The organism is bacterium, assembly GCA_023150945.1.
In the GTDB taxonomy this organism is placed as follows: domain Bacteria; phylum Zhuqueibacterota; class Zhuqueibacteria; order Zhuqueibacterales; family Zhuqueibacteraceae; genus Coneutiohabitans.
Genome location: JAKLJX010000011.1, coordinates 36,042 through 51,674 on the forward strand (window position 1 = coordinate 36,042; position 15,633 = coordinate 51,674).

The window sequence follows — 15,633 nt, forward strand, 5'->3', positions numbered from 1 at the left end:
TTGCTTGCGGGGAGAGCGCTCAGGGCGTAATCAACTTTTGCAGCGCTTCGAGTTTTTGGCGGGCCTGTTCGCGATACTGCAGCGATTGCGCATGATCCGGGTTGAGCGCGAGCACGCGATCCCATTCCTTGATGGCGTTGTCATAATCTTCATTGGCATAATGGCTCAAGCCGCGGTTGAAGTGCTGTTCAATGACGAAATTGAGCTGGCGCTGCGCATTGTCGAGATAACGCTTGGCCTCGGCGTGATTGGGATCGCGGGCGAGCACGCGGTCGAACAGTTCCATCGCCTGCAGAAATTGGCCGCGATTGTAGTAGCGCTCGCCTTGTTCATACAAGTCCTTCAAGTTGATCATCGACAGGGCTTCATTGCGCTTGCTGACCGCGAACCGGTTGGTGGGATCGAGATCGAGCACACGCTCGAAGGCTTCCACCGCGCGCTGCCACAGCCGCGCATCGAAAAGCGACAGGGCGTTGCGCATCAGGCCTTCGAGGCGCGTGCGTTTTGCCTCGGCCAGGCGCTGGCGGTAGGCCGCAGCTTCGCGATGGCCGGGCGACATGTTGAGAATCGCCTGAAAGTGCTCGGCGGCCGCGGCCAGATCACCCTGCTGAAACGCACGCTCGCCGGCTTGCATGCGCACGGCGATGAACTCGTCGATGCGGCCCTGCAGCGCTTGAATCTCGCGGCGGGCAGCCTCGTAATCCGGGTCATTGTTCAGAATCTGGCGATAGAGATTGTAGGCGGTGAGATATTGCTGCCGCTGCTGCCAGCGCTGCGCCTGCGCGAACAGTTGATCGTTCTGCTTCTGCTGCTGCTCCAGGCCGGCGCGCGCCTTTTCCAACGTGGCGAGCGCCTCTTCGTGTTGCGGCGACAGGCTGAGCGCCTCTTCGAAAGCGGAAATGGCTTTGCGATAGTTTTTCTGGCTGTAGTAACCCAAGCCGCGCAGGAAAATCTCCTCCGCTTGTTTGACGCGCAGCTCCCTGAGTTGCGCCAGATAGCTTTCCACGCGCGGATAGTTGGGCCGCACGAGCAAGACGTTGTCGAAGGCCTTGTGCGCGACTTCGTAGTTGCCTTCTTCGAAGGCTTGCACGCCGCGGGTGTAAAGCTGATTGAGATAAATGTCCAGCCGCGGTTGCAGCACCGCCAGCCGGCTGCGCGCGTGCGGGTGGCGGCGGTCCATTTTCAGCACCTGCAGGTAATTGAGCGCCGCGCTGATGTACCAGTGCTTGTGTTCATACGCGCGCGCCTCGCCGATCAATTTCTGAATCTGCCGGTCTTCGGAGTCGACTTTGATTGCGAGCGCGCGCAGCAGTTGCCGCAACTTGGCATCCTCCGGCTCATAGACGCGATAGTGCCGCATCTGGCGCAGGGCGGCGCGATAGTTTTGCGCCTCCGCCAGCCGCGTGCCTTCTTCGTAATGCTGCTGTGCCCGGCTTACCGGACTGGGACCCAGCCGCAGGCTCATGCCGCCGCGCAGGCGTTCATCCGCAAATGAATAGGTCAAATCAAAGGCATAACGCTCGCTGAGCAGGGCGAGACCCACTGCGCTGCGCCGGCTCTTGAAATCAGTAATGGAGGAATAGAGGGCAAAATTGGGGAGTACCGGCACGGCCAGACCCAGCCGCGAGAAGGGATCGTCATCCTGCCACTCCAGCGAGGCAAACAAGGAGGGCGCGCGCGTCCCCGGTCGCAGCGCCATGCTGCTCTTGTAGTAAGTTCGCAGCCGCCGGTCGCCCAGGGCGATATCGCTCGCCTGCACGGCCAGCGCAAAACGATAGGGCGACAGCGGCGAATTGAAGGCGACGTGACTGCCCAGCTCTTCGGAAACCGGCAAGCGGCCGCCGAAGGGATGCAGAATCAAACCGGCGGTGGCGGTGGTGAACGTTTCTTCGTCCGCCTCGCGGCCGGCGCGATTGCCGTGCAGCGCCAGGCCGAGCGAGAAAAACGGCGCCCAGGTCTTGCCCCAGCCCAGGCTCAAGCGCTCGAGCTCACGGCTGCCGTCCGACAGCTTCATCACACTGGCGCCCACACCACCCACCGCCGGCCAAAAACCGGCGGCGCCGGCGCTGGAAAGCGTGAAGGCTTGATCGATGCTCAAGGCAAACTGCGCCTCGCGCAGCGCCGAAAGCAAAGCGGGGTTCCACGCCGTCGCCAGCGGATCAGGTGCCGCGATGAGGTGAGCGCCCCCCAAGCCGGTCAGACGCGCGGCGCGGCCGTCATTGTCGAACAAGGATTGGGCCGGCAGGCGCGCGCCGGTGAGCAGAAGGGCCAATGCCCAGGCGGCTGCGACCCGGCCACCCCGCGCAGGTTGACGCCGGCGGCAGTCTTTTTCGCAGTACGATCTCAAAGCTCATCATCCATTTCGTAACCGATTTCGCCGATTTCCACCGGTTTGCTGCGGCCCTTGACCACAATGGAATCCAGGCGATTGATGGTGTAGGCGCCGTTCAGACTGCCGGCAATGTTGTATTCGGCAATGATCTGGCCGCTGCGCGCGAGGTTGCACAAGCGGTTGGCGATGTTGACGACGTCGCCGATCACGGTATAGTCCATGCGATTCTTCGAGCCCATGTTGCCCATCACCGCCAGGCCGTTGTTGATGCCGATGCCGAGCTCGAAAGTCACTTCCCCGGCAGCGCGGCGCTGGCGGTTGAGCTCTTTCACCGCACGCTGGATTTCGGTGGCGGCGCGCACCGCTTCTTCGATCATACGCGGCCCCTGAAACACCGCCATGATCTGGTCGCCCATGAATTTGTCCACCACCCCGCCATTTGCCTCGATGATGCGCGTCTGCAGGTCGAAGTAGATGTTGATCAACTTGATGATTTGTTCCGGCTCGGAGTCCTCCGCGATGGCGGAAAAGTTGCGAATGTCGGAAAAGAGAATGGTCACGTTGCGGCGCTCGCCTTCGTACGGCTCGACGCGATGGCCGCCGCGCTGGTGGATCATCTGCACGGTGAGCTTGGAGAGGAATTTCTGCATCTGCAGCTTTTCGCGGAGATGGATGATCATGTTGTTGAATTCGCGCGCGAGCTGGCCCAGTTCGTCGTTGCTGCGCGGCCGCAGACTTACCTCCAAATTGCCGTTGCCAACTTCGCGCGCGGCGCGTGAAAGCGCATGAATCTCATCGACCATCTTCTGCGCGAAGAAATAGATTACCCACACCGAGACCACGATCACCAGCGCCGCCATCGCCAGAATGCGGCGCTGCGTGTTGACGATCGGCTCGGTCAAAACCTGTTTGGCAAAGCCGACGCAACCCACGCCCAGCAGCGGCTTGCGGCCGGCGCCGGCATCCATGCGCGCGGTGATGGGATAGTAAAATTCGTAGTAGGATTCATCCTCGTGCACCGTCACCGCCTCCTGCTGCGCCAACGCTTCGAGCGTGGCCGGTGCCAGCGCGTGGCCGGTCTTGATGGAATCCGAGGTCGCGATCAGCGCGCCGGTGCGGTCGAAAATCAGGATGTATTGCAGCCCTTTGACGCCCATCTGGCGGGTGCGAGTGACTTCGAGTTGCACTTCGGTGCGGTTGTTGAGCAGCAGGCTGCTGTAGATGCTCTGGCTGAGTTTTTTGAGCAGGTAGGTGCACGTCTCCATGGTCGCGTTGTCCAAAACGCGACGCTGAATCGGCAGAATCAGCGCGCTGAAGAACACAATCACCATCACGACGATGATGGCAATGTTGATGCTGAGCTTGTATTTGATCTCAAGCCCGCTGAAGAATTCCAGCACGCCGGCGGCAGTGTGCTGCCACCAGTTTTGCGGTTTCTCGAGCGACGGCAACCCAAACTCTCCTTACGCGGCGGCCTCCAGCACCCGTCTGGCCCACCCCCGGTTACTGTGAGAGATCTTCGACTTTGATCTCCTGCTGCGGCACCGGCGGCGGCACCTGGGCGCGCAGATACCAGAACAGCCAGCCCAGCGCCAGCAGCAGAATTACCGGCCGCCACACCGGCGTGCGGCGCGCTGCCGGGCGTGAAAACCGGCTTTGCTCCGCCAATGAAGCGCAGGCTGGGGTCTCAGGCTCAACCGATCGTGATTGCAGAAAACGAGGCTGGTATGCGAAAACGCGTGGTTTGCGTGGCTTTGGCAAAAGCACCATCAGCATTTCTCCCTCGTCGCGAGTTTTCCCGCCTGGCCGAGTTTCGGGCTTCTAAGGCTCAAAAAAATTAGGGGTAAAACGACATCGTCGCATTCCCCTAAGCTTCGCAGCGAGTTGTTGCTACAAGCAGACGTGGAGGCCGGCAATGGTTGTTCGAAAAATTGTTGCGGCAAAGTAACCAAATCCCCTTTCAGAGTCAAGCCTCATTTCGACCCCTGCTGCGAAGATGCGACAGCGCCGGCGTCCGAAGCACCGCATTTTTCCTGTTGCTCACGACCATGGCGCTGGCTATATTCCGCCTTCTCAAAAACCGAAAGACATGTTCAACTTCACACTTCCACAAGTTCAGGCGCGCTTGGCGGCCATGCAGGGCCGGCGCATCGCCGTATTCGGCGATTTCATGCTGGACCGCTATCTCTGGGGCGAAGTGGCGCGCATCTCGCCGGAGGCGCCGGTGCCGATCGTCGAGATCGTCGACGAAACCGAGCAGCTCGGCGGCGCGGCCAATGTCGCCAACAACCTGGTCTCCCTGGGCGCCACCCCCTTGCCGGTCGGAGTCGTGGGTGACGACCGGGCGGGCAGCCGCCTGCTCGCCCTGATGCAGGAGTCCGGTTTTTCGGTGGCCGGCATGTTGACCGACACCAGCCGGCCCACGACCCTTAAAACGCGGGTCATCGCGCACAACCAGCACGTCGTGCGCACCGATCGCGAATCCCGCGCCCCGCTTTCCGAAAGCATGCAGGCCAGACTGTTCGATCACGTCTGTGATCTGATGCCGCGTTTGGACGGCCTGGTGATCGAAGATTACAACAAGGGCGTGATCGTCCAGCCGCTGCTCTTCCGCTTGATTGCGCTCGCCCGCGAACACGGGTGCCTCGTCACCGTGGATCCGAAATTCAACCATTTCTTCGATTATCGCGGTGTGACGCTGTTCAAGCCCAACCGCAAGGAAACGGAAGAGGTGCTGGGCAACAAGCTGAATTCCGAGGAGGAGCTGCGGCGCGCCGGCGAGCTGTTGCTGCACCGGCTGGCCTGCCGCCATGTGCTCATCACCCTGGGCGCCGAAGGCATGGCGCTCTTTCGCGGCCCCGGCGACATGCTGCGCATCCCAACCCGCGCCCGCAAAGTGCATGACGTTTCCGGCGCGGGCGACACCGTGATCGCCACGCTCACACTCGCCCTGGCCGCGGGCGCCGAAGTCCTGGAAGCGGCCACGCTGGCCAACTACGCCGCCGGTGTGGTCGTCGCGGAAGTCGGCGCCGTGCCCGTCGACAAGGAAAGACTCATCGCCACAATTGCCGAGCATCTGCAATGGGAAGACTGATCGCCCTGGAAGAACTGCTGGAAATGCGTGCCGCCTGGCGCCGTGCCGGCAAACGCATGGTATTCACCAACGGCTGCTTCGACCTCCTGCATCGCGGACACGTGGAATATTTGCAGCAGGCCGCCAAGCTGGGAGAGGTTTTGGTCGTGGGGCTCAACTCCGATGAATCGGTGGCGAGATTGAAAGGAGAGGGCCGGCCGATCGTGCCGCAGGAGGACCGCGCCACGATTCTCGCCGCGCTGGCGTGCGTGGATTACGTCGTCTATTTCAGCCAGGACACCCCGGTCGAGCTGATTCGCAGCCTCCAGCCGGAGGTGTTGGTGAAAGGAGCGGATTACCAGATCAACGAAATCGTCGGCCATGAGTTGGTGCAAGCTGCCGGCGGCCAAGTCGTGCGCATCGCGCTCACGCCCGGCCGCGCCACCCGCGACGTGCTCACCACCATTTTGGAGAGATTTTGCCACCGGCTTGGGAGTCCCCCGCCGGCAAGCAAGCAGGATAGCTGAAACCTGGATTCTGTAGCATAGTCCTACCTGGACAGATTACCCTTGGGCCTGCCAAACACATGAAAGACACTAAAAGGCCTTTTCGCGTCTTTTCGTGTATTTCGTGGGCAATAAGTTCGAATGTGTTCACAGAGAGACAGAAAGCCCCCTAAATTGATTTCTTTGAAAATCGCGTGACTGCCCCCTTATTTGTTGGACAAGATCAATGCCAGATTTCAGACAAGCTGAAACCTGAAGCCCGCGGGCAGCAATCAGCCCGACTCCCACACTACTGTCTCGCACGATTTATGCACCACCACTGTCATTCAGGAAGGATCTTGTGAAAACTGGGGCACACTGCCGTGTCATTCACATCAAAAGCTCACCGCCGAGACGGGAAGAACGCCGAGAAGGAGTCTTTTGATTTCGAAACTCTGCGCTCTCCGCGGCTCTGCGGTGCAAGCGGTTGCTTTGTGATCAAGAATCTTTCAGAATTTTGTTCTGCCTTTGCGCGCCTCATGGCCCAAGCGCAGCCCGAAAGTAGATGATTGCGCCCGCACGATTTTGTCATGCACTCATCTGGCCAGCGGTTTTTCTGCGCTGCCGCTGCCACTTCTCGAACTCAATGATCACATAAGTGAGAACCCCCAGCGCCAGTATCCAAGCCCACGCCGCAAGGCTGATGGGCGCGCTGGACATCACGTGATTCATGAAGGGCGCATACGTGAACAGCAATTGCAGCAGTACAATGCCGGCGATACCGCCGATCAGCCAGAGGTTGGAGAATAACCCAATCCGAAACATGGATTGAGTAAGCGAACGGCAGTTGAACAGGTAGAAGAGTTGGATGATCACCACGACGTTGACCGCCACCGTGCGGGCCTCAGCCAGATCGCTGCCAGCCAGTTGTTCCCGCTCAAACAGGCCAAACGCGCCGACGAGGATCAGTATTCCCACGATCAAAATGCGCCATAAGAGCACGCCCGTCAGAATGGGCGCTTTGGGATCCCGGGGCGGGCGACGCATGATGTCCTTTTCCCTGGGCTCGGCAGCCAGCACCACGCCCAAAATACCCACCGTGGTCATATTGATCCACAAAATCTGAACTGGCAGGATCGGAAGCGCCACGTCCACGAAGATTCCCGCCAGGATGACCAACCCCAATCCCAAATTGGTCGGCAACGCCCAGGCGATAATCTTGGTGAGGTTGTCAAAAACACTTCGCCCTTCTTCGATGGCAGCTTCGATGGTCGCGAAGTTGTCGTTCGTCAGCACCATGTCAGCGGCTTCCTTGGATACGTCGGTGCCGGCCAAGCCCATGGCCACGCCGATGTCGGCCTGTTTCAGGGCCGGCGCGTCATTAACGCCGTCGCCGGTCATGGCCACGATGTTACCGTGCGCCTGCAGCGCCTCCACCAGACGGAATTTTTGCTCGGGCGTCACTCGGGCAAAGACCGCGGTGCGTTCGGCCTGCTCAATCAATTCCGCGTCCGAAAGCGCAGCCATCGCCTGTCCGGTCAGCACCAGCGGCTCAGTGTCCGAAACCCCATTCAGTCCGATTTGCCGGGCGATGGCGGCGGCGGTAAGAGCGTGGTCTCCGGTAATCATCTTGACGCGAATGCCGGCGCTCTGGCAGGCGCGGACCGCCGTCACCGCCTCCGGCCGCGGCGGATCGCTCATCCCTTGCAGGCCGAGGAAAATCAAGCCGGAAGCCACGTCAGCGTGAGTGAGGGCCGTTGTTCCGGCAGACAATTCGCCCCGCGCAAAAGCGAGCACGCGCAGGCCGCGACGCGCCATGTTCTCCGCTGCATCATGTATCTGGTTCGCCTCCAACGGAATGACCTGCCCCGAGGCCTCCAAAGCCAGGGCGCATTTCGGCAAAATGCTCTCCAGGGCGCCTTTGACATAAACGAGCCGCGGGCGATTCGCACCGGCGTCGTGGAGGGTAGCCATGTATTGATGCTGCGACTCGAACGGAATGGCGTCCAGACGGGGCAACTGGGCGCGCTCCACTTCCGGCACCAGCCCGGCTTTACCGGCCGATACAATCAACGCGCCCTCAGTCGGATCACCCTGCACCTCCCAACGGCCATCCTTTTCGATCATGGCGCTGTCGTTGCACAGCAATCCCGCCTTCAAGCATTCCAGCATCGCCACGTTTGTCACCTCGCTGGGCCGGCCCTGATGCAGAATCTGGCCCGAAGGAATATACCCAACGCCAGTGATCTCATAGCACACGCCATTCACGGCGACCTGCTGCACGGTCATCTGATTCTGCGTCAGCGTGCCGGTTTTGTCGGAACAAATTACGGTGGTGCTTCCCAACGCTTCCACGGCGGGCAGTTTGCGAATGATGGCGCGGCGACGGGCCATGCGGGAAACACCGATCGCCAAAGTCACAGTTACGGCGGCTGGCAGACCTTCAGGAATGGCGGCCACGGCCAAGGCAATGGCAGCCATAAACGTGTCAATCACAGGCTGTCCGCGCCAGATCCCCACCAGGAAAGTCAGAGCAGCCAAGGCCAGAATCGCAAAGAGCAGCATGCGGCTGAAGTGAGAAATCTTGCGGGTGAGTGGGGTTTGCAAATCATGGGCGGTGGCAATGAGCTGCGAGATGCGCCCCACTTCGGTGCCGTCGCCGGTGGCAATAACGACGCCCTTCCCTTGCCCGTAGGTGACCAGTGTCGAAGCATAAGCCATGTTCTTGCGATCGGCCACCAGAGTGTCGGCGGACAGGCGGGCGTCCGCATCCTTTTGAACCGGCACCGACTCACCGGTGAGGGCCGCTTCGGCGATTTGCAGATCACGCGCATGGAGCAGGCGCAAATCCGCCGGCACTTTGTTGCCCGCCTGGAGCAGCACCACGTCGCCCGGCACCAACTCGGCGGCGGCGAGGCGTTGCGTCTTGCCGGCGCGGATGACGGTGGCCTCGGTGACCATCATTTGCGCCAGCGCGGCAATGGCCTTCTCCGCTTTCGACTCCTGAAGGTAACCGATCATCGCGTTCAACAGCACCACGCCGAAGATGATGCCGGCATCGAGGTGATCATTCAGCGCCAGCGTGATCGCGCTTGCCGCCAGCAGGATGTAGATCAACGGGTTGTGGAACTGCAACAGGAAACGAATCAGCGCGCTCTTGCCGCGCTTGGCCGTGATTACGTTGGGGCCAAAATGTTCCTGGCGATGCTTGACTGCGAAGATATCTACGCCCTTTTGCGGATCACTCTCCAATAAATCCATGACTTCATTTGCCGGCAGATGATGCCAGTGCTTGCCAATCAGAGTTTCCATTTTAACATCTTTCCCAATGGTTTCTTTCTGCCTCAGATTTGCGGAAGGGACTCTCAGCGTGCCCGTTCATCATCTCGGCGACCGCTTCGTCGCTATTGCCGGTTTTGTGACAACCGGTCGCAACGCGATGATGGACAAAATCAATTTTCTCGGATTTCGCCATGCGACTCACCATCGCCGCATGGCGGATAACGCCCCGGCCTTCATCACTGGACTCGAGGCCAATGAGAAGACGTTTGTGACGGGACGTATTTACTTCCTTCTCTGACCATGGCTTGATCTTATGGCTTGAGATGCCGCATTACGTTTCATTCAGGATTGTGACAAGCGCGCGTCGAGGCTTGGAAAGCTGCACATTCTCCAGCCGGAGAACTTTTCCATCCTTGGCAATAACAGCCTGAACGGCTTGCGTCACAGCGAACTTTCCTTATAACGGAATTTTGCAAGTCTGATTCAAATTCCTGGCGGGTGAGAATGTGGCGAGACTCTCGGTTGAGAAGCAATATTGCCAAAGGCTGCCGGTGCATGTCACATCGGTTCTGAGTTAGATCATCTGGATCGAAATAGGCGTTACATCTCTATGTTTCTCCTCCCAAAGTACCGGCATAGGGCCCACGACCAGGCCGCTCTGCAGGGCAAGTCGGCGCTGCACCAATCGGGCACTTGGCGCGGGAAGACATAACCGAGCTATCACCCTCGTGCCGCGGCAGTGACACGTGCCTTGCCGGCTGATCGCTGGCGCCACCTCCGCCTCCCCATCGCAACTTCGATGCAAAGCTCAAGCAAACCGGGAAGCACTCAGTTCAACGAAGAATCATGCGGCGGCTCACACCGGCCCAGCGCCTCTCTTGAATTCACCGCGCCGCAGGAGTGCTAAGATCGTCACGCGGAAATCCGTTGCAACCAATTCGTCAACACTGCAGACAGGTAAAGGCCCACGCCAAACGCAGTATGATTCATCAGGCTGCGCAGTCTCACCTGCGCAGGATTCGGCAGCTTCGCTGCAGCAAATCCAAATCCGAACGAAGGTTGCATGATGGCAAACGGCGCCAGGACGGTGACGACGCCGTAGACGATTGCGGGAATCAGCGTCGGACGCTGCAGCCAGTCATTGCCCATGAATGCAACGAAAGCAATAGCGAACGTAATGCCTATCATATAGTGGGCAATCCACCCGACCGCGCATTCCGCGCGCTTCGGCGAAGCCGCTGCAATATTCGAATGCCGAAAGATTCCTGCTGGCATGTAGCGAAGCCAGCGTCCGACCAGACAGAGGTTGGAGGGCGTGACCTTGAAGGCATAGCGGAGAAACTGCGCCCACAGATCAAAAGTGAGAGTTGCACCGATTCCAATGGGGATTGCGCTGATAAGGGAGGGAGAGACAATACTCATGAGTCGCCTGCGTGCTGATGGTCGATGCCCAAGGCGGATAGACCGCAACTCAAAGGATATCGCCGTCAGACAGACACAACCCAGCAGAGGGAAAAGCTCCTGATCGGCTGGGTTGTGTCTATCCGCCTGAGGAAATTATTGCTATTCGAACATCAATTTCATTCTCAAGAAACCAACTTGCGTTGCTCGACGGTGCGCTCACCCACAGTGAGATTTCCTGTTTTCCCCGCCCCAGCAACTGGGAACAATTTTTCCCTGGCAAGGACGATCACCTTGCAAGTAGAACTGCACTCCCCGGCGCACTCACAACGCCTCAGCGGCTGGGGTTGATCCAGCGCTGCCAATCATCATCCGACAGCTCGCCGCGCGCGGTGGAATGCACCAGGCGATATTCGCCCCAATTGCTGACATCCACGAAGATGAACACCACGCCGCCCTGGATCTCGAAGTAATGCCAAATCTGATACGGCCGGTTCTCACTGCTGCTGGGGAAGCGCTCGACTTCATCCGGCTGGCCGTAGATCAACAGCACGCGGCCCATGTCGGTCTGCCAACCCTTGCGCAAACCGGAGAAGCTATCGTTGGCGAAGCGCACCCGTTTGAGATAGTCCTCGCGGAATTCATTCTGCGGCGTCTCGGGCGATTGATCGCGGCTTTGCCAGAATTTGGCAATGAACGCGCGCTTGCCCGGCGCATCGAGCGCGGAGAAGATCTTCACGTCCTCTCCGACTGTGAGGTAGCGCATGGTTTTGAATTCTTCTTCCAGATCGTTTTCGGGAAGATCGCGGTAGAGATTGAGCAAGTAGTCATACCCCGCGGCCTGCGCCGAGACTTGCGCCTGCGGCCGCGCGTCTTCCCGGTAAACATAGAACTTCTGGCGGCCGGCAGTTCTTTGCTGGCTGGCGTGATCCGTGACCTGTACCTCCAGCACATAGGCGCCCGCGCTCAACGCCATCACGTTGAAGCCGCCCACTTCCACCAACTGTCTGCCGTTCACCGGCCGGTGGCGCACCGGCAGGGCCTTGATCTCGCGGCCCTGATCATCCAACACGCGATAGAGCACGGAATAACTGCTGTCGCTGGGAAAGGTCAGGTTGTAGATTTCGGCGTAGGTGTAGAGCATCGCCATGCCCGCGCCATACGTGCGGCTGGGATTCGGTATGATGGTGTGATTGTTCTTGTAGAAGCGGGAGTTGGTGGTATCGCGCACGATGCGGGAGGCGACCTCCAGATCGCTGAGCGCGAGCCGGCCGGTGGCATACGGCTCCACCGTCAGCCGAAACGAGCGCGTGCCGGAGTGCCGGGAACGCGGATCCGCGACGCGCACCGCGATATTGTAGGTGTTGGCCGGCAGTTGAAAGCTGGCCTGAGTGCACAACATCTGCGAGGGCTTGATCTCGGAAGAATCCGCCGCGACCGTGTGCTCGACCCACTGGTAGTCGATGACCTCACTGTCGCCGATGGCGATGGTCACGCGGGATTCGAACGAGGCGAGCAATTCTTCGCCGTCGGCGACAAACTGCAGGCGGTTGCGCGCCACGGCAATGTACACTTCCACCTGCGCGACGTTGTCGTTCATGCGGAAGCGGGCGAAATCAACGTCGAATTGCAGGGTGTTTTCTTCAGGCACAGCGGAGGCGGCAGGCAGCCAGCCGGCGAGCACAGCGGCCGCGGCCAGCAACAAAAATCGCAGGTTCGTTTTCATGTTCTTCACACGCGCTGGTCAAAGAGGTGGTTTTAGTGAGATGGGACTTTTTCTTGGGTGTAACGTTGCAGCGCTTTTCCGTTGGATTTCGGCCCGGCCTCCTGCGGCCAACCCGCTGGCAAACACTGCGCTGTGCGGTGGCGCAGCTTCCACAGCGGTTCGTACGCCAACATTCGTTGCCATGCACCAATTCTAGCTTGACAATGTTACGTCAGAAAACTCACCCTGTCACGCATCAGTCTGCGACGCAAAGAAAGTCGCCAACGGATAGAAACAACCCAACCGATGGAATAGAATGGTATCGGTTGGGTTGTTTCTATGAGTCGGAAAAACCTCTTTGCTTTTGAGGCAACAATTCCTCTTTGCAGCAGCCAACTTCCCCACTCCTCATCAAGACAGGGGAGTTGCAGGCATTCTTCTGACTCGCTTTCTTCCCTCTCTCTCAAGAGCTGGGGCGGGGGGAAGTGAGTCGTTCACACTACAACGTTAAGTCGAATTCTATGGCACAGACAAATGGCCCCAAACGGGCGAAATGTAAATGCGAAGGGCAACGCCCTGGAAAATCGGTATTCATGAGATCTCACCAAGCGGGGCGCCAGAGAACCACGCTAGGAATACCGCACCTGCAGGGCTATATGCGACAGATCCCATCGGTTCCCAGGGCGCTGCCCGTGGGCTATTACATGCGACCCCGTCGGGGTCAACCTGGCCTTCTGGAGAAGACATTGTGTACTTAACGTTGTAGTATCCGGCATCAACAGATCTAACTCAACATTGCCGAGCTGAATGAATCCTCGCTACAGCAAGAGAACGCGCGACTTGAATTATGCCATCAGCGTTTTCATCGCCATACGGCTTTTGTATCAAGCGGACCCAGGCACTCCTGCTTTTTCACTGCAAACCGTGTTGGTCCCTCATGCTTTCCGCTCTGGCCGCAGAGCTTACAGCGCGGCGCGCAGCGTTTCCAGATATTGAATCGACTCGGCCAGCTCCCGCAGGAACGGCCCGCCGGCGTCGCGCATGAGATGCAATCCAAGATCATCGCAGACTGCGATGAGGAAGTGCGAGGCGACATCTTCGGGGCGGGCAAGATAGGCCGCCGCATAGCTCGCAAAATTGCGCCACCAGGCCTGGCGGTCGCGGCCAAAGAAGGCCAGCGCCTCGTCGCAGATCAACGCCGCCAGCGCAAAGGGCGCCACCGGCCAGCGCCGGCCGTCCGGCATGTGCGCCACCAGCGTGTGGCCGCTCCACTCGAACACCGGTGAGGTGAAGGAGGTGATTTCCGGCAGCAGCAACATGATTTCCGGATGCAGATGCGTCCACTTGCCGAAGCGCACGAGAATGCGCGCCTCCCACAGCCGCCGCAGCGCGCGGTTCTCGCTGCGGGAGGGCTGGAAATCTTCCGGCAGCCGCGCCGTGGGCCAGTAGAGTTTCAAGCGCAGCCGCTGGGTCTCCTCGCGGCCGCCGAGAAAGAGGCCGAGCAGAAGCTGCACCGGCCATTCCGCCTGGCGGCCGCCGTACCATGAAATCAGCCGGTCATCGCGCAGGGTACGATAGAAGAGATGCTCGTCCGCAAAAAAACGGCTGGAGATCAACTCGGCCTTGCCGGAACGCACCACCCGGCGCCAGAGCCACAAGCGCAGTTGATTGCGCTCCGCTGCGTTGTCATGGCGGGCTTCCGCGGCCGCCAACAGAGCCTTGAATTCCGCCGCTTCGGAGGAGGGCTGCTCCGGCAGATTTTCCCAGACGCGCTGCGCGGCGCCGGCCCACTGCGTGGCTGGCAGGCGGAGGCTGCGGCAGAGTTTCGTGAACACCGCTTCCGCCCGGCCTTGCGCGACGGCCTCGGCGATTTCCTCGCACAAGCGGTGCGAGCGCGCCCGCAGCGGCAGCTCGTTTTCCAGCCAAATTTTGCGAAGCAGTGCGTCCTGTTCCATTGCGTCCTGCGCGGGTTAGCCCGTGGCGATGATCATGTGAAGCTGACGGCAAACGGCTCCAGGGTAACAAATTTGCCGTTTATTTGCAAGGACAAAGGCGGGCCGGGCGCGTCAAACCTTGCGATAAGACGTGGTCAAGGTGAAGGTGGCGTCGGGGAGATGTTCCAATTGGTAATCGCCGAACAACAGCGGCTCGAGGCCGCGCAGGCACAGCCAGACACGCACGGCCAGGCCGCGGATTTCCACCTCCGAATGTGAGCTGGCGCGCATTTCGATGAAATGCCGCCAGGCGCGCACGTTGCCCGTCACCACCACGATGGTTTCGGTTTCGTTGGGCAGCACGGCGCGCGCGGATTGGTTCACTTTCTTGCGCAAGTCGGTCGCAGCCTCGGCGGAGAGCAAGGCCGCGCCCGCCTGCTGCTCGGCGAGCAGGCGCTCGGCCAGGGCATGATACTCGGCGTGGCTGCGGTCGATGCGCTGCAGAAACTGTTCGTGCAGCGCGCCGCCATCCTGAAACTCCGGCCGCTCGACAAAGCGCAACACCCGGCCCGAGACGTAGCGCTGCGACAACTGCGAGTAGCCGAAGCCGGCGCGATGGCGAATCAGCTCGTGCGTCAGGCTGCGGGAGATGCCGTAGAGCAGAAAGGAATAATTCGCGTGCTCCAGCACCGAGCCGTGGCCGCTGCTCATGAGGTTGTCGAAATAGCGGCCGGCCTGGTCATTGCGCGTGCGCTTGGGGCCGAAGCTGGCGTAGCAGGTTTGGCCGGCGATTTTGCACAACTGCGCGCCGGGCGCCAGGGGCGTGGGGTCGTCGAGGTAATGGTCGAATTGCAGGCCGGCATCGAAGCCGGTGAGGAAAGCCTGCAAACCCGCCGGGTTGACTTGCGGCCGGGACAACAGCACCACGCCCGGACGGGTCAAATACGGCGTGCCCGCCGGCGAGCGCTGCACCGGCGCGTGCATCACCGCATAGCCGTTTTCCATCACCCCGCCCCATGCCTCAAAAAGCTGCTCGGGCGTCACGTTGGTTCCTTAGTCACTTTAGAATGATGTCGTTGTCCTGAAGGCAATGATTTCATCCAGCGGATGGAAACAACCCAACTGATCAAGAGCTTTTTCATCTGCGGGATTGTTTCTACCCGCTGGCGATTTCCGCATTGGGTTGATTGGTGTCCGTCCGAAAATGTTCCCACCACGGCTGAGCCGGGGTTTCCAATACTTCAAGCACCGTGGAAACGCTGCGAGTCTTGAATGAAAAACCTGGCAGCTGCGACGCCACGATTCGTGCTTGGAACAAACCTGATCACGATCACGCGATCAGCAGGATGCCACCGCAGTGGTTAGCAGCACAATGCCACTTCGCCTGCGTCTGTGCAGAATTGAATAAACCGCCCGGGCGC

11 protein-coding genes are annotated in these 15,633 nt (G+C 59.9%); 3 read left to right on the plus strand and 8 right to left on the minus strand.

Annotation, left to right across the window (positions count from 1 at the left end):
* Positions 1 to 19: 19 nt before the first annotated feature.
* The 3 genes from L6R21_15125 to L6R21_15135 form a co-directional block, all read right to left on the minus strand.
* Complete coding sequence (locus L6R21_15125; GenBank protein ID MCK6560524.1) at positions 20 to 2,272, minus strand: tetratricopeptide repeat protein; 2,253 nt, start codon at positions 2,270 to 2,272, stop codon at positions 20 to 22.
* Positions 2,273 to 2,343: 71 nt separating this feature from the next.
* Positions 2,344 to 3,783 (minus strand): adenylate/guanylate cyclase domain-containing protein, encoded by a 1,440-nt coding sequence (locus L6R21_15130; protein MCK6560525.1) that lies wholly within the window; start codon positions 3,781 to 3,783, stop codon positions 2,344 to 2,346.
* 52 nt (positions 3,784 to 3,835) lie between these two features.
* Complete coding sequence (locus tag L6R21_15135) at positions 3,836 to 4,000, minus strand: hypothetical protein (GenBank protein MCK6560526.1); 165 nt, start codon at positions 3,998 to 4,000, stop codon at positions 3,836 to 3,838.
* 421 nt (positions 4,001 to 4,421) lie between these two features.
* Here L6R21_15135 and rfaE1 point away from each other — a divergent pair, with 421 nt between their 5' ends.
* Positions 4,422 to 5,426 (plus strand): D-glycero-beta-D-manno-heptose-7-phosphate kinase, encoded by a 1,005-nt coding sequence (gene rfaE1 / locus L6R21_15140; protein ID MCK6560527.1) that lies wholly within the window; start codon positions 4,422 to 4,424, stop codon positions 5,424 to 5,426.
* Positions 5,414 to 5,932 (plus strand): D-glycero-beta-D-manno-heptose 1-phosphate adenylyltransferase, encoded by a 519-nt coding sequence (gene rfaE2, locus L6R21_15145; protein MCK6560528.1) that lies wholly within the window; start codon positions 5,414 to 5,416, stop codon positions 5,930 to 5,932. Before rfaE1 ends, rfaE2 begins: the two co-directional genes overlap by 13 nt.
* Before the next feature lie 546 nt (positions 5,933 to 6,478).
* Here the strand turns inward: rfaE2 and L6R21_15150 are convergent.
* Positions 6,479 to 9,202, minus strand: a complete 2,724-nt coding sequence (locus tag L6R21_15150; GenBank protein ID MCK6560529.1) for an HAD-IC family P-type ATPase — start codon at positions 9,200 to 9,202, stop codon at positions 6,479 to 6,481.
* A gap of 58 nt (positions 9,203 to 9,260) precedes the next feature.
* Here L6R21_15150 and L6R21_15155 point away from each other — a divergent pair, with 58 nt between their 5' ends.
* A complete protein-coding gene (locus L6R21_15155; GenBank protein ID MCK6560530.1) occupies positions 9,261 to 9,470 on the plus strand; it encodes a hypothetical protein in 210 nt (69 codons plus the stop codon).
* Between the two features lie 614 nt (positions 9,471 to 10,084).
* Here L6R21_15155 and L6R21_15160 read toward each other — a convergent pair.
* The 4 genes from L6R21_15160 to thyX form a co-directional block, all read right to left on the minus strand.
* Complete coding sequence (locus tag L6R21_15160) at positions 10,085 to 10,588, minus strand: DUF2938 domain-containing protein (GenBank protein ID MCK6560531.1); 504 nt, start codon at positions 10,586 to 10,588, stop codon at positions 10,085 to 10,087.
* A 319-nt stretch (positions 10,589 to 10,907) separates the two neighbouring features.
* Entirely contained in the window at positions 10,908 to 12,299 is a 1,392-nt protein-coding gene (locus L6R21_15165) for a GWxTD domain-containing protein (GenBank protein ID MCK6560532.1), read from the minus strand.
* A gap of 941 nt (positions 12,300 to 13,240) precedes the next feature.
* Positions 13,241 to 14,233 carry a hypothetical protein gene (locus L6R21_15170; GenBank protein MCK6560533.1) on the minus strand — a complete coding sequence of 331 codons (993 nt, stop codon included), beginning with the start codon at positions 14,231 to 14,233 and terminating at the stop codon, positions 13,241 to 13,243.
* Positions 14,234 to 14,344: 111 nt separating this feature from the next.
* Entirely contained in the window at positions 14,345 to 15,256 is a 912-nt protein-coding gene (thyX, locus tag L6R21_15175) for an FAD-dependent thymidylate synthase (protein ID MCK6560534.1), read from the minus strand.
* Positions 15,257 to 15,633 lie beyond the last annotated feature (377 nt).